At 72.5% G+C, this 20,446-nt stretch carries 23 protein-coding genes, 1 tRNA gene and 1 riboswitch; of the genes, 13 read left to right on the top strand and 11 right to left on the bottom strand.

Annotation, left to right across the window (positions count from 1 at the left end; all coding sequences use genetic code 11):
* Nucleotides 1-45: 45 nt before the first annotated feature.
* Nucleotides 46-2,079 carry an N-acetylmuramoyl-L-alanine amidase gene (locus H1D33_RS23660; protein WP_181571071.1) on the bottom strand — a complete coding sequence of 678 codons (2,034 nt, stop codon included), beginning with the start codon at nucleotides 2,077-2,079 and terminating at the stop codon, nucleotides 46-48.
* A 233-nt stretch (nucleotides 2,080-2,312) separates the two neighbouring features.
* Nucleotides 2,313-2,450, top strand: a riboswitch (cyclic di-AMP (ydaO/yuaA leader).
* Between the two features lie 67 nt (nucleotides 2,451-2,517).
* Between H1D33_RS23660 and H1D33_RS23655 the strand changes: the two genes are divergently transcribed.
* On the top strand, nucleotides 2,518-3,495 hold the full coding sequence (locus tag H1D33_RS23655; protein WP_246411908.1) for a C40 family peptidase: 978 nt from the start codon (nucleotides 2,518-2,520) through the stop codon (nucleotides 3,493-3,495).
* 71 nt (nucleotides 3,496-3,566) lie between these two features.
* Here the strand turns inward: H1D33_RS23655 and dcd are convergent, their stop codons facing one another.
* Nucleotides 3,567-4,145, bottom strand: a complete 579-nt coding sequence (dcd, locus tag H1D33_RS23650; protein WP_181571073.1) for a dCTP deaminase — start codon at nucleotides 4,143-4,145, stop codon at nucleotides 3,567-3,569.
* Between the two features lie 78 nt (nucleotides 4,146-4,223).
* On the opposite strand from dcd, the gene H1D33_RS23645 reads away from it, so the two are divergent.
* Nucleotides 4,224-4,772, top strand: a complete 549-nt coding sequence (locus H1D33_RS23645) for a pyridoxamine 5'-phosphate oxidase family protein (protein ID WP_181571074.1) — start codon at nucleotides 4,224-4,226, stop codon at nucleotides 4,770-4,772.
* Between the two features lie 69 nt (nucleotides 4,773-4,841).
* On the opposite strand, the gene H1D33_RS23640 is transcribed toward H1D33_RS23645, so the two are convergent.
* Entirely contained in the window at nucleotides 4,842-5,822 is a 981-nt protein-coding gene (locus tag H1D33_RS23640) for a zinc metalloprotease (protein ID WP_181571075.1), read from the bottom strand.
* 202 nt (nucleotides 5,823-6,024) lie between these two features.
* On the opposite strand from H1D33_RS23640, the gene H1D33_RS23635 reads away from it, so the two are divergent.
* Nucleotides 6,025-6,098 (top strand) — tRNA-Gly (locus tag H1D33_RS23635).
* A gap of 78 nt (nucleotides 6,099-6,176) precedes the next feature.
* Here the strand turns inward: H1D33_RS23635 and H1D33_RS23630 are convergent.
* Nucleotides 6,177-6,512, bottom strand: coding sequence for a hypothetical protein (locus H1D33_RS23630; RefSeq protein ID WP_181571076.1), 336 nt, complete (start codon nucleotides 6,510-6,512; stop codon nucleotides 6,177-6,179).
* A 333-nt stretch (nucleotides 6,513-6,845) separates the two neighbouring features.
* Here H1D33_RS23630 and H1D33_RS23625 point away from each other — a divergent pair, with 333 nt between their 5' ends.
* The gene (locus H1D33_RS23625) at nucleotides 6,846-7,628 is read left to right on the top strand and encodes an aminotransferase class IV family protein (protein WP_181571077.1); all 783 of its coding nucleotides are present in this window, start codon (nucleotides 6,846-6,848) and stop codon (nucleotides 7,626-7,628) included.
* Here H1D33_RS23625 and H1D33_RS23620 read toward each other — a convergent pair.
* Both H1D33_RS23620 and H1D33_RS23615 read right to left on the bottom strand, forming a co-directional pair.
* Nucleotides 7,598-8,110, bottom strand: coding sequence for a GNAT family N-acetyltransferase (locus H1D33_RS23620; protein WP_181571078.1), 513 nt, complete (start codon nucleotides 8,108-8,110; stop codon nucleotides 7,598-7,600). The two genes, H1D33_RS23625 and H1D33_RS23620, sit on opposite strands and share 31 nt — an antisense overlap.
* A gap of 4 nt (nucleotides 8,111-8,114) precedes the next feature.
* Nucleotides 8,115-8,501 carry a VOC family protein gene (locus H1D33_RS23615; RefSeq protein WP_220138744.1) on the bottom strand — a complete coding sequence of 129 codons (387 nt, stop codon included), beginning with the start codon at nucleotides 8,499-8,501 and terminating at the stop codon, nucleotides 8,115-8,117.
* A gap of 113 nt (nucleotides 8,502-8,614) precedes the next feature.
* Between H1D33_RS23615 and H1D33_RS23610 the strand changes: the two genes are divergently transcribed.
* From H1D33_RS23610 to H1D33_RS23595, 4 genes are all read left to right on the top strand, one after another.
* Complete coding sequence (locus H1D33_RS23610) at nucleotides 8,615-9,508, top strand: LysR family transcriptional regulator (protein ID WP_181571079.1); 894 nt, start codon at nucleotides 8,615-8,617, stop codon at nucleotides 9,506-9,508.
* Nucleotides 9,509-9,540: 32 nt separating this feature from the next.
* On the top strand, nucleotides 9,541-10,104 hold the full coding sequence (locus H1D33_RS23605) for an NUDIX hydrolase (protein WP_181571080.1): 564 nt from the start codon (nucleotides 9,541-9,543) through the stop codon (nucleotides 10,102-10,104).
* A 67-nt stretch (nucleotides 10,105-10,171) separates the two neighbouring features.
* Nucleotides 10,172-11,227, top strand: a complete 1,056-nt coding sequence (locus tag H1D33_RS23600) for a MerR family transcriptional regulator (protein ID WP_181571081.1) — start codon at nucleotides 10,172-10,174, stop codon at nucleotides 11,225-11,227.
* Between the two features lie 49 nt (nucleotides 11,228-11,276).
* The gene (locus tag H1D33_RS23595; RefSeq protein WP_181571082.1) at nucleotides 11,277-12,152 is read left to right on the top strand and encodes an LLM class flavin-dependent oxidoreductase; all 876 of its coding nucleotides are present in this window, start codon (nucleotides 11,277-11,279) and stop codon (nucleotides 12,150-12,152) included.
* A gap of 52 nt (nucleotides 12,153-12,204) precedes the next feature.
* Here the strand turns inward: H1D33_RS23595 and H1D33_RS23590 are convergent, their stop codons facing one another.
* The 3 genes from H1D33_RS23590 to H1D33_RS23580 are packed head-to-tail and all read right to left on the bottom strand — an operon-like array spanning nucleotide 12,205 to nucleotide 14,240.
* The gene (locus H1D33_RS23590; RefSeq protein WP_181571083.1) at nucleotides 12,205-12,618 is read right to left on the bottom strand and encodes an ASCH domain-containing protein; all 414 of its coding nucleotides are present in this window, start codon (nucleotides 12,616-12,618) and stop codon (nucleotides 12,205-12,207) included.
* Nucleotides 12,619-12,632: 14 nt separating this feature from the next.
* On the bottom strand, nucleotides 12,633-13,652 hold the full coding sequence (locus H1D33_RS23585; RefSeq protein WP_181571084.1) for a questin oxidase family protein: 1,020 nt from the start codon (nucleotides 13,650-13,652) through the stop codon (nucleotides 12,633-12,635).
* A 33-nt stretch (nucleotides 13,653-13,685) separates the two neighbouring features.
* Nucleotides 13,686-14,240: a phosphoribosyltransferase gene (locus H1D33_RS23580; protein WP_181571085.1), complete on the bottom strand. Its 555-nt coding sequence runs from the start codon at nucleotides 14,238-14,240 to the stop codon at nucleotides 13,686-13,688.
* 158 nt (nucleotides 14,241-14,398) lie between these two features.
* Here H1D33_RS23580 and H1D33_RS23575 point away from each other — a divergent pair, with 158 nt between their 5' ends.
* From H1D33_RS23575 to H1D33_RS23560, 4 genes are all read left to right on the top strand, one after another.
* Nucleotides 14,399-15,034, top strand: a complete 636-nt coding sequence (locus tag H1D33_RS23575; RefSeq protein ID WP_181571086.1) for a septal ring lytic transglycosylase RlpA family protein — start codon at nucleotides 14,399-14,401, stop codon at nucleotides 15,032-15,034.
* 68 nt (nucleotides 15,035-15,102) lie between these two features.
* Complete coding sequence (locus tag H1D33_RS23570; protein ID WP_181571087.1) at nucleotides 15,103-16,230, top strand: PP2C family protein-serine/threonine phosphatase; 1,128 nt, start codon at nucleotides 15,103-15,105, stop codon at nucleotides 16,228-16,230.
* Between the two features lie 116 nt (nucleotides 16,231-16,346).
* Complete coding sequence (locus H1D33_RS23565) at nucleotides 16,347-18,203, top strand: acyl-CoA dehydrogenase (protein WP_181571088.1); 1,857 nt, start codon at nucleotides 16,347-16,349, stop codon at nucleotides 18,201-18,203.
* A 187-nt stretch (nucleotides 18,204-18,390) separates the two neighbouring features.
* A complete protein-coding gene (locus H1D33_RS23560; RefSeq protein WP_013283345.1) occupies nucleotides 18,391-18,660 on the top strand; it encodes a DUF6458 family protein in 270 nt (89 codons plus the stop codon).
* 66 nt (nucleotides 18,661-18,726) lie between these two features.
* Here the strand turns inward: H1D33_RS23560 and H1D33_RS23555 are convergent, their stop codons facing one another.
* A complete protein-coding gene (locus tag H1D33_RS23555) occupies nucleotides 18,727-19,257 on the bottom strand; it encodes a SixA phosphatase family protein (protein ID WP_181571089.1) in 531 nt (176 codons plus the stop codon).
* Nucleotides 19,258-19,370: 113 nt separating this feature from the next.
* Between H1D33_RS23555 and H1D33_RS23550 the strand changes: the two genes are divergently transcribed.
* Nucleotides 19,371-19,661, top strand: a complete 291-nt coding sequence (locus H1D33_RS23550; protein WP_181571090.1) for a DUF6458 family protein — start codon at nucleotides 19,371-19,373, stop codon at nucleotides 19,659-19,661.
* 75 nt (nucleotides 19,662-19,736) lie between these two features.
* Here H1D33_RS23550 and trhA read toward each other — a convergent pair whose 3' ends face one another.
* A complete protein-coding gene (gene trhA / locus H1D33_RS23545; protein ID WP_181571091.1) occupies nucleotides 19,737-20,414 on the bottom strand; it encodes a PAQR family membrane homeostasis protein TrhA in 678 nt (225 codons plus the stop codon).
* Nucleotides 20,415-20,446: the final 32 nt, after the last annotated feature.

Here is a 20,446-nt window from a genome sequence, read left to right as displayed (position 1 = left end):
GCCCCCGGTCCACCTGGACCGGGGGCCTTCCTCATGCCGGTGGCGCTATCGCGGCGCGCCGACCGGCGACGGCAGGATCAGCACGTCGGCGAGGTCCACGAACATGATCCGGTGGCCGAACTGGACCTGCACGTAGCGGTTCTTGCCACGTACCACGGTCCGGTCGCCGGGTGCCGTGCCGTCGAACGAGACGGCCCGGTAGTACTCGCCGGGCAGCACGCCGCCGACCGCGTACCGCTGGCCGGCGGCCAACGTGTACTGCAGCGGGGAGATGGTCTGGTAGGGGATGGTGTCCGGGTAGGCGGCCTGCTCCGGGTAGGCGCGGCCGTACACCGGGATGGTGGCCTTCCCGGGCCGGGGGGTCACCACGAAGCCGGTCGCCCACTTCGCCGTCGGCGCCGAAGCCGGGTTCTGGAACCACGCCTTCTGGCCGAGGTACCAGATCGCCGTCCAGTCACCCTGCCGGCCGGCCAGCGCGTACGTCTGTCCGGCGGAGGCGCGGGCGCCGTGGTCCGAGATGTACATCGTGTCCGGCGTGCCGTCCGGGCGCAGGCCGAGGTCGTTGACCAGCGGGGCGTCCGTGCTCGGCGCGGTCCGCAGGACCACCGCGGAGGAGCCGCGCGACGGGCAGGTCTCGGCCGGCGGGGTGGGCGTCGGTACGCCCGGCGGCTGCTGGTTGCAGCCGACGAACGCCGGCCGGTTGGTGGCGAAGTCCGGGTCGATGGTGACCAGCCCGGTCCGCGACGTGCCGGTGGTCCGGAACGGCGCCTTCATCAGGTCGAAGTAGTGCGACCAGTCCCAGTAGGGGCCCGGGTCCCAGTGCATGCCCTTGACCGTGCCGGCGGTGGTGCCGGGCACGTTGTCGTGGCCGATGATGTGCTGCCGGTCCATCGGGATGCCGAACTTCTGCGCCAGGTACCGGACCAGCTTGGCCGAGCTGCGGTACATCGCCTCGGTGTACCAGGTGCCCTGCCCGGCGAAGCCCTCGTGCTCCAGGCCGATGGACTTGGCGTTGACGTACCAGTTGCCGGCGTGCCAGCCGACGTCCTTGGCCTTGATGTGCTGGGCGACGTAGCCGTCCACCGAGCGCAGCGTGTAGTGCCAGCCCAGGTAGTCGGCCCGCTTCACGAGGTCGACGCTGGGGGCGAAGTAGCCCTCGGTGTCGTGGATGACGATGTACTCGATCTTCTGCTGCTTGGGCCGGTTGCCCAGGTCGTGGTTGCCGTAGTCGCCCGGGTCCGCGCTGAGCTGCTCGTACGGCGCGGGGATCCACTCGCAGGCCAACCGCACCGGGCACTCCAACCCGTCCGGTCGCGCGGCGTGCCGCAGGCCGAGCCGGGCCAGGCCGGCACGGTCCGGCTGCGCGGTGGTGGCGGCCAGCGTGACCCGCTGCCCGTCGTCGGTGGTGCGGGTGGCGCCCTGACCGAGCTGGTCGTAGACCTCGTCGGCGAAGGCCGCCGCCGCGTCGGCGGTGTCCGCGCCGGAGTAGCGGGCCACCGCGCCGTACCAGGCCGCGGCGTCGCTGCCGGCGCCGACCGGCCCGCCCAGTGCCTTCTGGTACGAGGCGAGCAGCGCCGCCCCGCCGCGGATGTTCGCCGCCGGGTCGGTGCGCAGCTTCTGTGCGTCGAGCCCGGTGAGCGTCGCGGCGGCGTCGAGCGTCTGGAGCGAGGCCTTCGGCAGCGGCGTCTCCCGGGCCGGCGCGGCGGCGGTGGCCGGGTCGAGGGTGAGCGGGCGGGCGTCGTCGCCGCGCGGGTCCTCGTCCTCGTCGACGTGGGCGCTGCCCGGCGTGGCGAGGACGTGCGCGGCGTCGGTCAGGTGCATCGGGCCGTAGCCGCCGCTGGTGCTGGGCTGGCCGGGGTGGACGTCCCAGCGGGACTCCAGGTAGGAGACGCCGAGCAGCACGTCCTGCGGTACGCCGTACTCGGTGGCGGCCGCGGCGTACTGCTGCTGCCGGTCGCCGGTGGGTGGGGCGGACTGCGGCGCGGCGGTCACCGGGCCGGTGGTCGCCAGCGCGGTGGCGGCGGCCACGGCGGCGGCGAGCAGTATCCGTCTGCCCGACGGCGGGGGTGAGAGGTGCATCGAACCTCCTGGACAGGGATGGGGGTCACTGCGTCCCCACCCTCACTCCGGGCACCCGCGTCGGTCAATACCTTTCCGGTGCTTAATGTTGCATGAAAGAAAGCTTCACTCGTGTCTCGCGTCAGATATTCGGCACGGAGTGTCACGGCCGTTCGGGTTGCGGATCGATAACAGAGGTCCCTACTCTGGTCAATCGTCGGCCGCCAGTCTCATCGTCCACCCCGGGCGGTGACGGTCCGACACCGCCGAGTCGCCCACGGGCGAACCGGGGACCCAGGTACCTGGGGTGAATCCGCAGCCACTGCGGTAGGGCGGCTCCCTTCCCGCCCGAACCCGTCAGCTAACCCGGTAGGCGGTCAGACGAAGGAGTACGGACGCCCGGTGGCACTCCATGCCCCGCGGCCGACGTCGAGCCGGTCTGCCGACCGGTCCGCCGTCGTGCCGCGTTCCCGCTGGTCCCGCTGCACCACCACACTCGCCGCCCTGGTCGGCGCCGCGGTCGTCCTGACCGGTGGCGCGACGGCGGCCCACGCCGAACCCTCGGTCGCCGAGATCGAGGCCCAGATCGACCGCGACTGGAACAAGCTCGAACCCGTCATCGAGCAGGTCAACTCCGTCCGCGAGCAGCTCGCCGCGCGGCGCCGGCAGGCCGACGCGCTCGGTAAGCAGATCGCCCCGCTCCAGGCCCGGGTGGACGCCGCGCTGGGGCAGGTCGGCGGGCTCGCCGCCGACGCGTACAAGGGCGACAACCTCTCCACCGTCAACGCGCTACTGGGCAGCCGCTCGCCGAGCGAGCTGGTCAGCGGCCTGGAGATGCTCGACCGCTTCGCGCACCACCAGCAGGAGCAGGTGCACGACATCGCCGAGCTGCGCGACGAGCTGGCCGCGAAGAAGAAGCCGCTGGACGCGATGGTCGCCGACCTGAGCCGCACCGAGGCGCAGCTCGCGGCGAAGAAGAAGCAGATCGACGCCGAGATCGCCAGGCTGCAGAAGCTGCGGCTCAAGGTGTACGGCAACGGCGGTGGCGGCAAGCTGCGTCCGGCCCCCTGCCCGTCCGGGTATCCCGGCGGCGCGGCCGGCGTGGCGGTCAAGTTCGCCTGCGCCCAGATCGGCAAGATCTACGTCTGGGGCGCCGCCGGCCCGGACCACTTCGACTGCTCCGGCCTGACCATGGCCGCCTGGGCCAAGGCCGGGGTCTCGCTGCCGCACAACGCCCGGCAGCAGCACGACGTGACGAAGCGGGTCAGCCGCGCCGAGCTGCGCGCCGGTGACCTGGTCTTCTACTACGGCGACCTGCACCACGTCGGGATGTACGTCGGCGACGGCTGGGTGGTGCACGCCTCCCAGTCCGGCAAGCCCATCACCATGAAGCGGTACGACGACGGCGACATCAACAGTTACGGCCGCCCCGGCTGAGATGTAAGGAGGGGCCCCCGCTTAACGCATTCTGCATAGGCGGGGGCCCCGCTTAACAGCGGCGGAGATCGTCAGCGCGTCGGCCAGGTGCGCCAGCTCTGCCAGGAGCGGCTCGGCGTCGGGCCGCGCTGGCCCTGGTAGCGCGAACCGTAGACGGCCGAGCCGTACGGGTGCTCGGCCGGCGAGGACAGCCGGAAGATGCACAACTGGCCGATCTTCATGCCCGGCCAGAGCGTGATCGGCAGGTTCGCCACGTTGGACAGCTCCAGCGTGACGTGGCCGGAGAAGCCCGGATCGATGAAGCCGGCCGTGGAGTGGGTCAGCAGGCCGAGCCGGCCCAGGGACGACTTGCCCTCCAGCCGGCCGGCGAGCTGGTCGCCCAACGAGATGACCTCCAACGTGGAGGCGAGCACGAACTCCCCGGGGTGCAGCACGAACGGCTGCCCCTCCGGCACCTCCACCATCGACGTCAGGTCGTCCTGCTGCATCGACGGGTCGATGTGGGTGTAGAGATGGTTGTTGAAGACCCGGAACAACCGGTCCAGGCGTACGTCGATGCTGGACGGCTGCACCAGCGTGGGCTCGAAGGGCTCCAGCGCGAGCGTGCCCGCCTTGATCTCGGAGACCAGGTCGCGGTCGGAGAGCAGCATCGGAACACCATAGCGACCGGTACGGGTGACCTGCGTGTCGGACTGCACTCTCGTACACGTGTTCGATAGAATGTCGGCATGGCTTCCTGGTCCGAATTCGCCGCCGACGAGCCCCGCCTCGCCGCCGAGATCCGCCTTCTGATCCAGCAGTACGGGCCGGGCTTCGGCTACCTCGCCACGGTCCGCGCCGACGGCGGCCCCCGGGTGCACCCGGTGTCCCCGCTGATCACCGACGACGGGCTCTGGTGCTTCGTCATCGACTCCCCGAAACGGCGTGACCTCGAACGCGACGGCCGCTACGCGCTGCACTCGTTTCCGCCGGAGGAGAGCGACGACGAGGCCTACGTGGCGGGTCGAGCCCGTCCGGTGGCCGACCCGGCCACGGTGGCCCGGCTGGCCCGGCTCGGCCGGGCGGCCCCGCAGGGCGACTGGCGGCTGTTCGAGTTCACCGTCGACGTGGCCATGCTGACCCGGCGCGATCAGGTGGCCCGTCCCGGCGCCGGCCGGCCACAGGTGCGGCTCTGGCTCGACCCGCACGACGCCACCCCGGTCCGGCGACGCGACCCGCTCGTCGCGGAGGGGCGACGCGGCCGGCACGGCTTCGACACCCGCCGCCCGGCCGCCTGACCCGGCCCGGAACGACAGGTGCCGGCCCCGTCCGAGGACAGGGCCGGCACCGGTACGCGATGCGGCAGGTCAGGCCGCGCGGTAGGCGTTCCACGCGGTGAGCATGCGGCTCGCCTGGCCGGCGGTGAACTGGTACATGCAGGAGTCGTACGTGTAGTCCATGAAGTTGGTGATCGGGTCCTTGCCGGCGGTCGAGCAGGTGTCCCGGCCGGTCGGGCACTGGTACGCCGGGGAGGCCTCGGCCGGGGTGTCGGAGACGCTGTCGCCCGAGCCGGAGCAGCCACCCTGGAAGGTGTGGTAGAGGTTCAGCCAGTGGCCGATCTCGTGGGTGCCGGTGTCACCCTGGTTGTAGTTGGTGGCGGTGCCTCCGGGCAGCGACTCGTTGAGCACGACCACGCCGTCCATCTTGTCCAGCGTCCGCTTCGGGAAGGTCGCCCAGCCGAGCAGGCCGTCGCTCAACTCACCGAGGTACATGTTGAGCGTGTTCTTGCCGCCCGTGCGCAGCGAGGTCTTCATCGACCGCTCCGCCGAGGAACCCTGCACGATCGGGTACCACGACGCGTTGGTCACCCGGTTGATCTTCGTGAGCTGGAAGGAGAAAGCGGTGGGCGCGCCGCCGGTCGAGCCCGCGTAGGCCTGGTTGAGCACGCTGATCTGCTGGTTGATCAGCGAGTCCGGGATGTTGCCGCCGGCGCGGGTGCTGTTCTCCTGGATGACGTGCACGACGACCGGGATGGTCACGGTCGCCAGCGGGGCGACGGCGCCGGTCCGGAAGTTGGCCCGCTCGCGCTGGGCGGCGGCGAGGTCGGCCTCGCGGTCGCGTACCTGCTTGGCGGTCAGGTGGTTGGGGTCCAGATTGGCGTGGCCGCCCTTGGCGACGCGGGCGTCGGCGTGGGCGTCGGCCGGCTCGGCGCAGACGCCGGCCGGGGCGGCCGAGAAGGCCGAAGCAGCGGGGACGACGCCGACGGCCGCGGTGCTGAGCAGCAGCGCGAGGGTCGACGTCGCGACACCGGCGGTACGCCGGGTCAGCAGGTTGGGACGGAGTCCCATGGGCCCACCTCTTTCTGACGGCGTGACCGGGGGTGTGTCACGCCGGGTCGGAAACGTGGAGCAGACGTTACATCGCATCGACGGATTTGAGAACGGCCATATGTTGCCGGGATGCAACATTCCTTGATCAACTGGCGGGGTCGGTCCGGCGGGGGTGCCTGGGTGCACGGGGATGGTGACCTCAGGTACAGTGGTGCCGCCTGCGGGTGTAGTTCAATGGCAGAACATCAGCTTCCCAAGCTGACAGTGCGGGTTCGATTCCCGTCACCCGCTCCACGATCGAGGCCCTGGTCAGGACGACAGTCCCAGCCAGGGCCTTCGACGTTCCACGGTCACCGATCACGCGACGTGCCCTCAGGCCTCGGTGTGCTCGGCCGCCGCCTGCGAAGGGGCGTAGGCCTTCCGGTCGGCGTCGCCGCGTGTGTCGGCCGCAGGAAGTCCGGATGGGCCGTTGCCCTGCATGAGTCGCCTCATTGCCCGCGTCAAGATCTTCCAGGGCAACAGGGCTTCGCTCCAGCTACGGATGTCGAACGACTCGATCACTCTCGGCGCCCTCTCGAAGAGGGATTCGCCGTTGGGGAGGCGGGCCAGAGACCAGCAGAAGAGCAGCCAGGTGACGAAGGTGAGGTAAAGAAGGCCGGCTAGCAGGAGTACGAACGCTCCAGCAGCGTAGAGCGCGACTACGTCCATGACGTCAGTTCCTTCAGCTACGTCGAGTAATGATGAGCGGCGAGGTCGGCTCGTACCTGCAGCCAACGTGGCGACCGTGTGAGGTCGCAGCACCCTCCCTCCGTCGACCAGCGTCCTGTCGCCTGTCTTGCATCAACACCTCGACGTGGCGTCGATATGGAGCGCCCGTCCCACCCGGACCACACTTGGTCACTGCGGTGCGAGAACTCCATAACGAGTCACGTCGTGCTCACGGCAGCATGCCACACCGTCACCACCTTCTTCCAGGGCTGGACTGGGCTGGCCGTCGGGTTGGACGCCTGGGCCCGCGAGGATCGCCCCTAGAGTTCCGGCATGGCCTTCTTCGCCGTACATCGGAACGGCCGGCCGGCGACCGCCGACGACCTGGCGCCGCTCGCCTTCGCCGGCAACGCCCACTTCACCGCCGTGCAGGTGCGCGACGGCCGGGTGCGCGGCCTCGACCTGCATCTGACCCGCCTGCGGGAGGCCTCGCGGGAGCTGTTCGGCACCGCGCTGCCCGACGACCGGGTGCGCGCCGCGATGCGGACCGCGATCGGGGCCGGCCCGCCGGACGTCACGCTGACCGCCACGGTCCATCCGGGCGAGGGCGAGGGCGAGCTGGACCTGCTGGTCCGGACCCGGGCCGCCGCGTCACCGCCCGCCGGGCCGCTGGCGCTGGCGGCGTACGAGTACGAGCGGTTCCTCCCGGCGGTGAAGCACGTCGGCGAGCTGGCGAAGAGTCACCTCGCCCGGCGGGCGGTCCGGGACGGCTTCGACGACGCCGCGTTCGTGGACCGGACCGGCCGAGTCAGCGAGGCGACGATCTGGAACCTGGTGTTCGCCGACGGCGACACGGTGGTCTGGCCGGAGGCGCCGATGCTGGTCGGCACCACCATGGGCGTCCTCCGACGGCAGTTGGCGCGGCTCGGCGTGCCGCAGCGGACCCGACCGGTGACGCGCGACGACCTGCCCGGCCTGGCCGGGGCGGCGGTGCTGAACTCGTGGACGCCGGGCGTGCCGGTGTCCCGGATCGGCTCGGTGACGCTGCCGGACGCCCCGGCGTTCCTGGCCACGCTGCACCGGGCCTACGAGGCGGAGCCGCCGGTGGAGGTCTGAGTGGTCAGGTCGAGGACGTGCCGCAAAGCCGGCTTCCCGCCCCGCTCCACCTCGCCGTCCGGCACGAAGCCGGCACGCCGCAGCACCGCCAGCGACGCCGGGTTCGCCAGCGCGGCCGAGGCGACCAGCCGGCGCAGGCCGTACTCGGTGCGGGCCAGGTCGCAGACGGCCCGCACGCCGTGCCGGGCCACACCGCGCCCGGTGGCGTGCTCGGCCACCCGGTAGCCCAGCTCGGCGCCGCCGTCGGCCACGTCGAAGAGGTTGAACCGGCCGAGCACGGCACCGTCGTCGTCCACCAGCAGGTGGAAGTGGCAAATACCGCGCTCCTGCTCGTCGAGCAGGGCCGCGTGCCGGTCGGCGAACCCGGCGAAGTACGCGTCGCCCCGGTCGGCGACGAACCGGGCGAAGTAGGCCCGGTTCTCCTGCTCGAAGCGCAGCAACGCGGGCGCGTGGTGGGCGGCGAGGCGTTCGAGGTGCGGCACCGGGTCAGGCTAGCGAGTCGTAGCTGCGCAGTTCGACCGTGTTGCCGTCCGGGTCGCGGACGTAGATCGAGGTGCCGGTGCCCCGGGCGCCGAAGCGCGGCACCGGCCCGGTCAGCACCGTGAACCGCCCGGACTCCATTTCCGACGCCCAGTCGACCGGCGCCACCACCAGGCAGAAGTGGTCCACGTTGGATCCGTCCGGCTCGCCCGCCACCAGGTCGATGATGGTGCCGGCGTCGACGCGTACCGAGGGGAACGGCACCTCGCCGGCGCGCCAGCGGTCGACCCGCACCGGCGCCAGGCCGAGCGTGCCGCAGTAGAAGTCGAGGGAGCGCTCGACGTCGCCCACCGTGAGCACCAGGTGGTCGAAACCGGTCACACGCATCGTCATCAGGTCCTCCTGAGCAGGTTGGGAACACCGTCAACACTGGTCGGAGGCGACGGCCGGACCAAGCCCCGAGCGCTCTACCATCGTTGCCCGACAGTCAACGAAGGGAGCGCCCGATGCTGGAGCGGTACGAGATCGAGGCGTTCCTGACCCTCGCCGAGGAGTTGCACTTCGGGCGCACCGCCGAGAAGCTGCGGGTGACCACCGGGCGGATCAGCCATGTGGTGCGCAGGCTGGAACGGCGGATCGGCGCGCCGCTGTTCGAGCGGACCAGCCGGATGGTCCGGCTCACCCCGATCGGCGAGCGCCTGGCCGAGGAGATGCGTCCACTGGTGGCCGGCATCGAGGACGCGGTCCGGCGGGCCGTGGAGGCCGGGCGCGGCCTCACCGGCGAGCTGCGGGTGGCGTACGTCGGTGAGTCGACCGCGCCGGTGCTGCTGCGGGCCGTGGCCCGGTTCACCGAGCGCCACCCGGAGTGCGAGGTGCACGTCCACGAGGCTCCGCTGGCCACCACCCGGTCCAGCCTGGTGGACGGCACGATCGACGTGCTGATCGCCTCGTACCCGTTCGACGGGATGGCGAACGGCCCGGCGCTGCTGCACGAACGCCGGCTGCTCGCGGTGGCCGCGGGTCACCCGCTGGCCGGCGCGGAGTCGGTGTCGCTGGAGGTGCTCGGCGACCATCCGGTGATCCAGTACCCGGCGGTCACGTCGGCCGCGTTCAAGCAGGACCGGACGCCGGACCGGACGCCGGCGGGCCGCCCGGTGTCGAAGGGCCCGGCCGGCGGCAGCTTCTCCGAGATGCTGGCGCTGGTCGCGCTCGGGCGCGGGGTGCTGCCGGTGGGCGAGCAGACCCGGCACTACCACGCCCGGCCCGACCTGGCCTACGTGCCGATCCACGACGCGCCGCCGATCCGTCGCGGCCCGGTGTGGCTGGCCGGGAACACCACCACCCGGGTACGCGAGTTCGTCCGCGCGGCGGTCGACGCCAACCCGCTGGAGGCGGACTGACACGGTCGTACCCGGCTGGCAGCATCGGCGTCATGCGGGACGAGATCCGGGCGCTGGTCGAGGCGCTGCCGCCGGGCGACGAGCTGGAGACCCGGCACCGGCGGGAGGCGCTGACCTGGCTGGCCGGCACGGAGGACATCTTCCGCCGGGCCAAGCCGCGCACCCCGTCGCCGCACCTGGTCGCCTACTTCCTGCTCCGCGACCCGTCCGACGGCGCGGTGCTGCTGGTCGACCACCGCGCCGCCGGGATGTGGTTGCCCAGCGGGGGCCACGTCGAGCCGGGCGAGCACCCGGTCGACACGGTGCGCCGCGAGCTGCGCGAGGAGTTGGGCGTACCGGCCGTCTTCGCGTCACCGCTCGGCGAGCGTCCGGCGTTCCTCACGGTCACCGAGACGGTCGGCCCGCCCGAGCAGCGGCACACCGACGTCAGCCTGTGGTTCGTGCTGGCCGCCGACCGCGACCAGCGGTTCCGCCCCGACCCGGTCGAGTTCCGGGGCATCCGCTGGTGGACGCCGGCCGAGGTGACCGCGGCGCCGCCCGGCACGGTCGAGCCGCACCTCGGGCGGATGCTCGCGAAGCTCGCCGGCGTGCCTTGACCCGGCCCCTGCGGCAAGGCCCAGCGTGGTCCGCGCCGGCCACCGGGGCCGGCGCGAGGAGGGCGACATGCGGCTGCTGACCATCGGGGCGTTCGCCCGGGCGGCCAGCCTGACCGCCAAGGCGCTGCGGATCTACGACGACTGCGGGCTGCTGACGCCGGCCGCCGTGGACCCGCACTCCGGCTACCGCTACTACACGCCGGAGCAGCTCGACCGGGCGCGGCTGATCGCCGCGCTGCGCCGGGCCGGCATGCCGTTGGCGGAGATCCGCACCGTGTGCGGCCTGCCGCCGCAGGCCGCCGCCGAGGCGCTGGACGCCTGGTGGCGGCGGGTCAGCGCGGACACCGCCGCCCGCGGCCGGACCGTCGCGCTCCTCGTCGACCAGCTCACCGAGAGGGGCCGCACCATGTCCGAGAACACCACCTTCCGGTACGCGACGCGCTGCGAGACCGGCACCGTCCGCGACTCCAACGAGGACACCGCGTACGCGAGCGACACGCTGCTCGCGGTCGCCGACGGCGTACGCGGTCCGGGTGGGGCCGCCGCCGGCGCCGCCGCGGTGCACGCGCTGCGGTCGTTGGAGCGGGCCGACGCGCCGGCCGCCGACCTGCTGGCCGCGCTGGCCGACGCGGTGGCCCGGGCCGACCGGGCGGTACGCGCCCAGGGCGGCGACGACGACCGACCGGCGAGCACGCTCACCGCGATCGTGCGGCGGGGCACCCGGCTCGCCCTGGTGCACGTCGGGGACACCCGGGCCTACCTGCTGCGCGGCGGTGAGCTGTCCCGGCTCACCCAGGACCACACGTACGTGCAGACCCTGGTCGACCAGGGGCGGCTCACGCCGGCCGAGGCCGGCGCCCACCCGCAGCGGGCGCTGCTGGCCCGGGCGCTGGGCGCGGGCGGCGAGGTCGAGGCGGACCTGGCGCTGCGCACGGCGCTGACCGGCGACCGCTACCTGCTCTGCTCGGACGGCCTCTCCGCGACCGTCGACCCCGCTGCGCTGCACGCCGCGCTGGCCGGGGCGGACGACCCGGAGACCGCCGTCGGGAAGCTGGTCGACCTGGCGTACGCGGCCGGCGCGCCGGACAACGTCGCCTGCGTGGTGGCCGACGTGACGGAGTGATCGACCGACCCGGGCCGGGCCGACCGGCCCGGGTCGTACCCTGGCGATCATGCGAATTGGCATCGTGATCCTGCCCGACCAGCGCTGGTCGGAGGCGCGTCACCGGTGGGCCCAGGCGGACGAGTGGGGTTTCGACCACGCCTGGACCTACGACCACCTGGGCTGGCGTGACCTGGTCGACGGGCCCTGGTTCGACTCGTGGACGACGTTGACCGCGGCGGCGACGGTCACCTCCCGGATCCGCCTCGGCACGCTCGTCGCCTCGCCGAACTTCCGCCACCCGGCGGCGTTCGCCCGCCAGGTCACCGCGCTGGACGACGTCTCCGGCGGCCGGGTGCTGCTCGGGCTCGGCGCGGGCGGCATCGGGTTCGACTCGGCGGTGCTGGGCGGGGAGACGCTGCCGCCCCGGCAGCGGGTGGACCGGTTCGCCGAGTTCACCGAGCTGCTCGACCTGATCCTGCGCGAGGACGGCACGACCTGGCGTGGGGAGTGGTTCGCCGCGGTGGATGCCCGCAACAACCCCGGTTGCGTCCAGCAGCCCCGGGTGCCGTTCGTGATGGCGGCGAACGGGCCGCGCTCGATGCGGCTGGTCGCCCGGTTCGGGCAGGGCTGGGTCACCACCGGGCTCGGCGGCGACGACCTGGAGGCATGGTGGGGCACCGTGGCGGAGTTGTCCGACCGGATGAACCAGACGCTCGAGGAGGCCGGTCGGGATCCGGCCACGCTCGACCGCTACCTCTCGCTCGACGCGGCCCCGGTCTTCTCGCTGACCAGCGCCGGCCTGTTCGCCGAGCAGGTGGCCCGGGCGGCCCGGCTGGGCTTCACCGACGTGGTGACGCACTGGCCGCGCGCCAGCAGTTGGTACGCCGGCGACGAGGCGGTGCTCGCCGAGGCGGCTGCGCTGCTGCCGGAGTTGCGCCGCTAGCTGTTAGGCGGGGGCCCTTCTTATGCAGAATGCGTTAAGAAGGGCCCCCGCCTTACGTGCCGACGCTGCGTTCGGCGGACGCCAGCCGGAAGCGCAGGCAGACGATCCGGCTGTCGTCGGTCACCGGCGTGCCCTGCCGGGCCCAGTAGGCGCCGTGGCCGGCCCGCCACTCCTCGATCGACCGGTCGCCTTCGCCCTCGGCGCGGGCGAAGTCCCACGGCACGTCGGCGAAGCGCACCACCTCGACACCGGTGATCTCGACCACGCCGACCAGCGCGTCGTGGTCGTCGACCAGGGCCAGCCGTTCGCCGACGTGCTCCAACTCCTCGTTCTCCTCGGCGTACTCGCCGATCAGCCCGGCGGTGGCGGTCTTCACGCCGGCGAGCACGAGGTTGTTGAGGTCGGCGCGCAGCCCGCCGGGGGTGCCGAGGGCGAGCGCGCGCAGTCCACCGATGCGGGGCCACATCCTGCCGAGGCTACTCAGATCAGCCGCCCGGCGTGGGCGGGTGCGGCCAGCACCCGCTGGTCACCTGTCGTCGCGTAGGTCTCCAGCACCGCGTCGGCCAGCTTCACCACGTGCTCGTCGCCGTGCCGGGCCGCCCGGGCGAACACCTCGTCCGGGTCGGCGGACCCGCCGACCGGGGCCGAGGCGGCCGGCGTGGGTGCGGCGTACACCGAGGTCACGGCCGCCGTCGCGGACCAGGCCGCGGCGACGCTCGGCGCCCGCAGCGCCGGGTCGAGGGCCGGCAGGGTACGCAGCACCGCGGTCGGCGCGGTGACCGCGTGCACCAGCATCACCGGCTCACCGTGCCCGAACCGCAGGTAGTCCAGCGCGGCCCGATGCACCATCTCGGTGAGCGTGCGAGCGGCGTCGTCCGGGTCGGCCGGCGCACGCAGCGCGGTCACCGCTCCGGCCCATCCGGGTACGCCGGTCAGCCGGCCCAACCGTTCCCGGATGCCGCCGGTCCGTTCGGCGATCCGGGGCACCCCGGCCAGCGCCGACGCGACGTCGGAGTGGCCGGTGAGCGGGCCGGCGCCGGGCACCGGCTGCCAGCGGGCCGCCCAGTAGCCGAGCGCCTGGCCCAGTTCGGCGCGGCGGTCCGGGGTCTCCCCGTCGACGTGCAGCACCCGCACCGCGTGCCCGACCCGGATCACCCCGTGCGTGGCGCCGGCCGCGATGCCGGGCAGCAGCCGGGGCCACCACTCGCCGAGCACCTCCCGCCACGGCCGTTCGCGCAGCTCGCGGTCGAAGTGGTGGAGCCAGTCGCCGGTCCGCTTCGGGTCACCGAGCGCGGCCCGCCAGTCGTCGATCGGCCGCAGCCCGCGCGGCAGTTCGTCCAGCCGGCGCAGGTAGCCGTCGAGCCAGCGGTGCACGCGCGCGCCCTGCCCGTGCCGGACCAGCGCCTCGGCGGCCATCGGCCCGTGGTTGGAGAGCCAGCCCTCGAACTCGGGGCCGGTGCGGTGCAGCCGGTGGTACGCCTCGTCCAGGATGTCGTCCATCAGGCGATCGTCCGGGTTGAAGCTTCCTTGAGGTCAAGCGTCGGGAAGCTGGTCGCCGGTGAGCAGGGCGCGCAGCCGTAGTCGCCCGGCCACGGCGGGCGGGCAGCTCGACACCAGCGCGACCGCGCCGACCGGTTCGGCGGCGGCTTCCCGGACCAGCCGGTGCAGCGCGTCGAGCTGGGCGCCGGTGTCGACCCAGTCGTCCACCAGCAGCACCCGGTCACCCGGGCCGAGGCGCCGGCCGTCCACGCCGATGCGCAGCCGCTGCCCGCGGTGGTCCGGCGGGGTCTCGGCCCAGCGTGTCGCCCCGATCCGCCGCCGCCCGCCGCCCGCCTTGTACGCGGGCAGGAAACCCGCGCCGGCGGCGACCGCGACCAGCGGGCCGAGCAGCAGACCGGTCACCTCGGGGGCGATCACCACGGTCGGCCGCGCGTCGGGGTGCAGGCCGGCCAGCGCCGGCCCCACCTCGGCGAGCACCCGGGGGTCGTGCCACCAGCCGGTGAGGTCGCTGACCAGGTGGCTGCTCTCCGGCCCCGGGTCGGCCCATCGGAACAGCTCGACCAGGCGACGGTTCAGCACGCGTTCCATCCTGCACACCTTCCACCGTTCGGCCCAGCGGTAGTGGCTTGATCGGCTACACGTACCAGGGTAAATACGGGCATACCACCATGATCACGTTGACTTCGGAAGTGCTTCTCTCGTTACGGTCCGAGCCGGTTTGTTGAGTTGACGAAAGGACCGGGCCGGTGGCTGGTAGGCACCTTCGTACCCGCAGATTGTTCTCCTCGCCCGCCGGCATCGCCGCCACCGCGGCGGTCGGCGTGGCGCTCGCCGTCGGCGGCACCGTCGGCGCGGTGCAGCTCACCTCCGGCGAGCCCACGGACGCGCCGGCCGCCGTCGAGGCGCTGCCCAGCACGCTCGCCCCCACCTCGGCCGCGCCGTCGCCGAGCGCGTCGGCCTCGCCGAGCCTCAGCGCGTCGCCGACGGCCAGCCCGAGCGCGAAGCCGACCCGCACCCAGGCGGCGTCGCGTGGCAAGGCCCGGACCGCGGCGCCGAAGCCGACCGCCACGAAGAAGAAGGTCCCCGCCCCGACGGTCGTGGACAGCGGCTCCTGCGGCGCGTCCTTCTACGACGAGGGTCAGATGACCGCCAACGGCGAGACGTTCGACCCGGACGCGCTGACCGCGGCGCACAAGACGCTGCCGTTCAACACGAAGGTCCGGGTCACCAACCCGGCCAACGGCAAGTCCGTGGTGGTCCGGATCAACGACCGTGGTCCGTACATCGACGGCCGGTGCCTCGACCTGTCCCGCGCCGCGTTCGCGGCCATCGCCTCGACCGGTCTCGGTGAGGTGGACGTCCGCTACGAGGTGCTCGGCTGACCGGCCCGTCAGGCAGAACTTCCGCGACGGACGGGCCAGGTTCATTCTCCGGCTCACATCCATCAGGCATGCTGTCCGATGTACGCACTCGACCCTTCCAGCCGGGCCACGGCCCGCTGAGCCCCGGATCCCGCGCCGGCCTCGGCGCGGCCCTCGCGCTGCTCGCGATCGTGTCCGCAGTGGAGGCGGGTGACGGTCGGCCGGCGCACTACCTCGCGCTGATGGCCGCCGCGCCGGTGCTGGCCGCCGCGCTGGCCTCCTGGCGGGTGGTGCTCGCGGTGGGCGCGCTGGCCACCGCGGCCGGCATCACGTTCGCCGTGTGCGAGCGGGGCGCCTCGCTGGTGACCGCGGTCAACGTGGCCGCGATCGCGCTGGTCACCGCGATCGCGGCGGCCACGGCGGCGGTGCGGCAACGTCAGGCCGAGCGGATCGCGGAGCTGTCCCGGCTCGCCTCGGTGGCCCAGCAGGCGGTGCTGCGTCCGCTCGGGCCGCAGGTCGGCACGCTGGCGGTGGCCGCGCGCTACATCTCCTCCACCGCGACCGCCGAGATCGGCGGCGACCTCTACGAGGTGATGGACACCCCGTACGGCGTCCGCATGATCATCGGCGACGTGCGCGGGAAGGGTCTGGACGCGGTCCGGTTGGCCAGCATCGTGCTCGGCTCCTACCGGCACGTGGCCTACGAGCGGGCCGACCTGCGCGCGGTGGTTACCGACCTGGACCGGGCGGTGGCCCGCAACGTGGGCGACGAGGACTTCGTCACCGCCGCGCTGGTCGAGGAGCGCGGCGGCACGCTCACCATCGTCAACTGCGGGCACCCGTCGCCGCTGCTGCTGCGCCGGGGCCAGGTGATCCCGCTGGAGCCGCCGGCGCCCGCGCCGCCGCTCGGGTTCATGCCGGTGGTCCGGCCCCGGGTGGAGCGGCTGGAGCCGGGTGACCGGCTGCTGCTGTTCACCGACGGGCTGGGCGAGGCCCGGCGGGACGGTGAGTTCTTCCCCACCGCCGACCGGGCCTGGCGCCTGCTCGGCCACGGCACGGTCGGCGACGGGCTCGCCTCGCTGGAGACCGCGCTCGTCGAGTGGGTGCACGGCCGTCTCGACGACGACATCGCCCTGGTCCTGATGGAATACACCGGCCCGCGCAGTTCCGCCGCGGCTCCGGTGCCGAGCTGGGAGGTCGGCACCGCCGACGGGTGAACCGGAAGTGTGTAATCGCTGTCACTTCCGAGATCGGGTTGTCGTTGCCTACCGGCGAGTAATACAGTCTGGAGTTACTGATCGGTAACACCTGTCCGGAAGCGGGGCCAGCGAGCATGACCCACTACAAGAGCAACCTTCGGGACCTCGAGTTCAACCTGTTCGAGGTATTCGGGGCGGACCGGACGTTCGGCCAGGAGCCGTACACGGATCTGGACGTCGACACCGCCCGCAGCTTCCTCTCCGAGGTCGACCGCCTGGCCCGCGAGGACCTGGCCGCCAGCTACACGGACAGCGACCGCAACCCGCCGGTGTTCGACCCGGCGACGCACACCGCGCCGCTGCCGGAGTCGTTCAAGAAGTCCTACCAGGCGTTCATGGACTCCGAGTTCTGGCGCCTCGACCTGCCCGAGGCGCTCGGCGGCACGAACGCCCCGCGCGCCCTCTGGTGGTCGCTCGCCGAGCTGGTGCTCGGCGCCAACGCCCCGGTCTGGATGTACGCCTCCGGCCCCTCCTTCGCGCACGTGCTGCACGTCGAGGGCAACGAGGAGCAGAAGAAGTGGGCCCGGCTGTTCATCGAGAAGCAGTGGGGCTCGACCATGGTGCTCACCGAGCCGGACGCCGGCTCGGACGTGGGCGCCGGCCGCACCCGGGCGGTCCAGCAGCCGGACGGCACTTGGCACATCGAGGGCGTCAAGCGCTTCATCACCTCCGGTGAGCACGACCTGAGCGACAACATCGTGCACTACGTGCTGGCCCGCCCGGTCGGCGTGGAGGGCGTGGGCGGCCCCGGCACCAAGGGCCTGTCCCTCTTCGTCGTGCCGAAGTTCCACTTCGACGGCGAGACCGGCGAGCTGGGCGAGCGCAACGGCGTCTTCGCCACCAACGTCGAGCACAAGATGGGCCTGAAGGTCTCCAACACCTGCGAGGTGACCTTCGGCGAGCACGGTGTGCCGGCCAAGGGCTGGCTGCTCGGCGACAAGCACGACGGCATCCGCCAGATGTTCATGATCATCGAGTACGCCCGGATGATGGTCGGCACCAAGGCCATCGCCACGCTCTCCACCGGCTACCTGAACGCGCTGGAGTACGCCAAGAACCGGGTGCAGGGCGCCGACCTCATCCAGCAGGCCGACAAGACCGCCCCCCGGGTGACCATCACCCACCACCCGGACGTGCGCCGCTCGCTGCTCCTGCAGAAGTCGTACGCCGAGGGCCTGCGCGCGCTGGTCTGCTACACCGCGAGCTGGCAGGACAAGGTCGCGATCGCCGAGGCGGCCGGTGACGAGAAGGCCACCAAGCTGGCCAAGCGGGTCAACGACCTGCTCCTGCCGCTGGTCAAGGGCGTCGGCTCGGAGCGGGCGTACGAGCTGCTCGGCCACGAGTCGCTGCAGACGTACGGCGGCTCCGGCTTCCTCCAGGACTACCCGCTGGAGCAGTACGTCCGGGACGCCAAGATCGACACCCTCTACGAGGGCACCACGGCCATCCAGAGCCTCGACCTGATCTTCCGGAAGATCGTCCGGGACAACGGCAAGGCCCTGATGGCGGTCGCCGGCGAGATCCAGGAGCACATCACCTCCGAGGCCGGCAACGGCCAGCTCAAGGAGGAGCGCCAGGCGCTCGGCAAGGCGCTCGGCGAGATCCAGAACATCCTCGGCGTGATGACCGGCTGGCTGGGCGAGGCCCAGGCCGGCGACGCCCGCGCGCTCTACAAGGTCGGCCTGGGCAGCCGCCGGTTCCTGCTGGCGATCGGCGACCTGGTGGTCGGCTGGCTGCTGCAGAAGCAGGCGGACGTGGCGCTCAAGGCGCTGGCCGGCGAGGTCTCCGCCACCGACAAGGCGTTCTACACCGGCAAGGTGGCCGCCGCCCGGTTCTTCGCCCGCGAGGTGCTGCCCCGTATCGGCGCGGACCGGCGGATCATCGAGGGTGCCGACCTGGAGATCATGGACCTCCCGGAGGAGGCGTTCTGACCCCTTCCGGGGTGATCCTCCCCTGAAGCATCATTCTCCCCCTCACGACGACGGCCGGCGGACGACATCCCGCCGGCCGTCGTCGTTGGTGGCTCACAGGTGGATAGGCGCGCCGGTGGGCGGGTAACCGTCGCGGACCACGACCGGAGCACGCCCAAGGGCCATCGCACGGGGGAGTGCAGCGCACATGGGCATTGGCAGCGCCATCTTTCTCATCGCGCTCGGCGCGATCATGACCTTCGCCATCCGGGCCAACGTCTGGTGGATCGACCTGCGCGCGGTCGGCTGGGTCTTCATCCTGGCCGGGCTGGGCGTCCTGCTGACCACGCTGTGGTTCTGGCAGGACCGCCGCAAGCGGGCCCGCACCCTCATCGTGGAGGAGAACCGGCTCTCGCACCCGACCGCGATGATGCCGCCCCCGCCCGACCCGCCGCCGCCGACGGCCCCGCCGTCCTGACCCCGAGTTGTTAACAGGGGCCCCCTCCTCTACCGAATGCGTTAAGCGGGGGCCCCTCCTTTCACCTCAGCCGCGGGCGGTGTGGCGGGTGAGGAGAGGGGTGTGGGTGAGGGTGGGCCAGGGGGTGGCGGGGCGGTGCACCGCGATGTCGGTGGTGCGCAGGCCGTCCGGGTCCGCTCGGTCCGGGTCGAGCAGCGCCGACAGCAGCGAGATGCCCGGGTTGTGCGCGATCAGCAGCACCGTGCCGGCCGCCGGGTCGACCGACCGCACCAGTTCCAGCAACTCGTCCGGGTGCGCCTCGTACGCGGTCGGCTCGTACCGCACGGCCGGGGTCGAACCGGCCGGGCCGCCCTCGGCGGGTGACCCCGTCATGCCCATCGCCACGCCGTGCCAGGTCTGCCGGGTGCGCCGGGCCGGCGAGCAGAGCACCACGTCGGGCAGCAGTTCGTGCCGGGCCAGCCAGGCGCCGGCCGCGGCGGCGTCGGCGTGGCCCCGGGCGGTCAGCGGCCGCTCGGCGTCCGGGGCGTCCGGGGACTGTTCGGCCTTGGCGTGCCGCAGCAGCACCAATGTCCGCTGGCCGTTCCTGCCGTCCGTCATGCGCCCAGCTTGCCTGATTGACGATCAGAGCGCCTGGGTATGTCGATGCGTGCCGCTACCTCATCCATGGCCGCGGCGGGCAAACGCCAGCAGGACGCCAAGGAGGCGACGTCATGGGCATCGGTGCCAGCATCTTCCTCATCGCGGTCGGCGCGATCTTCGCGTTCGCCGTCGACGCCAACCTGGGATGGCTGAACCTCAACGTGGTGGGCTGGGTGCTCATGCTCGCCGGGCTCGCCGGCCTGCTCACCACGCTCTACTTCTGGAACAGCCGCCGCCGCGTGGTCGCCGCACCGGTGCGCGAGCAGGTCGTCGCGGAGCCGGTGGTGCCGGTGCAGGGCGACCGGGTCGTGCGCGAGGAGTACCGCGAGGTGCGCCGTCCGGGCACGGGCTACCCGGCCTGACCCACACCCCGCAGACCCGAGGGCCCCGCAACGGCGCGGGGCCCTCGTGCATGTCCGGGTGTCGTCGCGGCCGGTTCAGGCGAACAACGCGAAGTAGATCGCGATGTGGTGGCAGATCGCGGCGACCAGCGTGCACGCGTGGAAGAACTCGTGGTGGCCGAAGACGGTGGGCCACGGGTTCGGCCGGCGCAGCGCGTAGAACACCGCGCCCACGCTGTAGATCGCCCCGCCCACGCTCAGCAGCACCAGCGCGGTGACGCCGCCGACGTGCAGGATCTCCGGGAGCATCGCCACCGCCACCCAGCCGAGCGCCAGGTAGAGCGGCGCGGAGACCCAGCGCGGCGCGTGCGGCCAGATCATCTTGACCGCGACGCCGGCCAGCGCGCCGCCCCAGACCAGGCCGAGCATGATCGTGGCGTGCCGGGTGTCCAGCAGCAGCGCGCAGAACGGCGTGTAGGTGCCGGCGATGAACACGAAGATCATCGAGTGGTCCATCCGGCGCATGATCTGGTAGCCGCGCTCGGACCAGACCCGCCGGTGGTAGAGCGCGCTGGTGCCGAAGAGCCCGCACACGGTGAGGCTGTAGATCAGGCAGCTCACCAGCGGCGCCCACCCGGGCCGGGTGGCGGCGATCGAACACAGCACGATGCCGCAGACGAGCGCGACGAAGAACGCGTACGCGTGGAGCCAGCCGCGCATGCGCGGCTTTCCGATGTCGACCGGCCGGAGCCGGAGCGGTGCGGAGGTGGTCACGACATCAGGTTACGACACCGTAGGTTACTTGC

It is taken from the genome of Micromonospora ferruginea, from assembly GCF_013694245.2.
GTDB classification, from domain to species: Bacteria; Actinomycetota; Actinomycetes; order Mycobacteriales; family Micromonosporaceae; genus Micromonospora; species Micromonospora robiginosa.
Note: the sequence above shows the minus strand (reverse complement) of the source record. Positions and strands in the feature narration are given on the sequence as shown.

What these genes read in the sequence shown, in the direction of transcription:
- H1D33_RS23660 (WP_181571071.1), bottom strand. Translation starts at nt 2,079, where the DNA reads ATGCACCTCTCACCCCCGCCGTCGGGCAGACGGATACTGCTCGCCGCC.
- dcd (WP_181571073.1), bottom strand. Translation starts at nt 4,145, where the DNA reads ATGCTGCTCTCCGACCGCGACCTGGTCTCCGAGATCAAGGCGGGCACG.
- H1D33_RS23645 (WP_181571074.1), top strand. Translation starts at nt 4,224, where the DNA reads ATGGCTTCCTGGTCCGAATTCGCCGCCGACGAGCCCCGCCTCGCCGCC.
- H1D33_RS23640 (WP_181571075.1), bottom strand. Translation starts at nt 5,822, where the DNA reads ATGGGACTCCGTCCCAACCTGCTGACCCGGCGTACCGCCGGTGTCGCG.
- H1D33_RS23630 (WP_181571076.1), bottom strand. Translation starts at nt 6,512, where the DNA reads ATGGACGTAGTCGCGCTCTACGCTGCTGGAGCGTTCGTACTCCTGCTA.
- H1D33_RS23625 (WP_181571077.1), top strand. Translation starts at nt 6,846, where the DNA reads ATGGCCTTCTTCGCCGTACATCGGAACGGCCGGCCGGCGACCGCCGAC.
- H1D33_RS23615 (WP_220138744.1), bottom strand. Translation starts at nt 8,501, where the DNA reads ATGACGATGCGTGTGACCGGTTTCGACCACCTGGTGCTCACGGTGGGC.
- H1D33_RS23610 (WP_181571079.1), top strand. Translation starts at nt 8,615, where the DNA reads ATGCTGGAGCGGTACGAGATCGAGGCGTTCCTGACCCTCGCCGAGGAG.
- H1D33_RS23605 (WP_181571080.1), top strand. Translation starts at nt 9,541, where the DNA reads ATGCGGGACGAGATCCGGGCGCTGGTCGAGGCGCTGCCGCCGGGCGAC.
- H1D33_RS23600 (WP_181571081.1), top strand. Translation starts at nt 10,172, where the DNA reads ATGCGGCTGCTGACCATCGGGGCGTTCGCCCGGGCGGCCAGCCTGACC.
- H1D33_RS23595 (WP_181571082.1), top strand. Translation starts at nt 11,277, where the DNA reads ATGCGAATTGGCATCGTGATCCTGCCCGACCAGCGCTGGTCGGAGGCG.
- H1D33_RS23590 (WP_181571083.1), bottom strand. Translation starts at nt 12,618, where the DNA reads ATGTGGCCCCGCATCGGTGGACTGCGCGCGCTCGCCCTCGGCACCCCC.
- H1D33_RS23585 (WP_181571084.1), bottom strand. Translation starts at nt 13,652, where the DNA reads ATGGACGACATCCTGGACGAGGCGTACCACCGGCTGCACCGCACCGGC.
- H1D33_RS23580 (WP_181571085.1), bottom strand. Translation starts at nt 14,240, where the DNA reads ATGGAACGCGTGCTGAACCGTCGCCTGGTCGAGCTGTTCCGATGGGCC.
- H1D33_RS23570 (WP_181571087.1), top strand. Translation starts at nt 15,103, where the DNA reads ATGCTGTCCGATGTACGCACTCGACCCTTCCAGCCGGGCCACGGCCCG.
- H1D33_RS23565 (WP_181571088.1), top strand. Translation starts at nt 16,347, where the DNA reads ATGACCCACTACAAGAGCAACCTTCGGGACCTCGAGTTCAACCTGTTC.
- H1D33_RS23560 (WP_013283345.1), top strand. Translation starts at nt 18,391, where the DNA reads ATGGGCATTGGCAGCGCCATCTTTCTCATCGCGCTCGGCGCGATCATG.
- H1D33_RS23555 (WP_181571089.1), bottom strand. Translation starts at nt 19,257, where the DNA reads ATGACGGACGGCAGGAACGGCCAGCGGACATTGGTGCTGCTGCGGCAC.
- H1D33_RS23550 (WP_181571090.1), top strand. Translation starts at nt 19,371, where the DNA reads ATGGGCATCGGTGCCAGCATCTTCCTCATCGCGGTCGGCGCGATCTTC.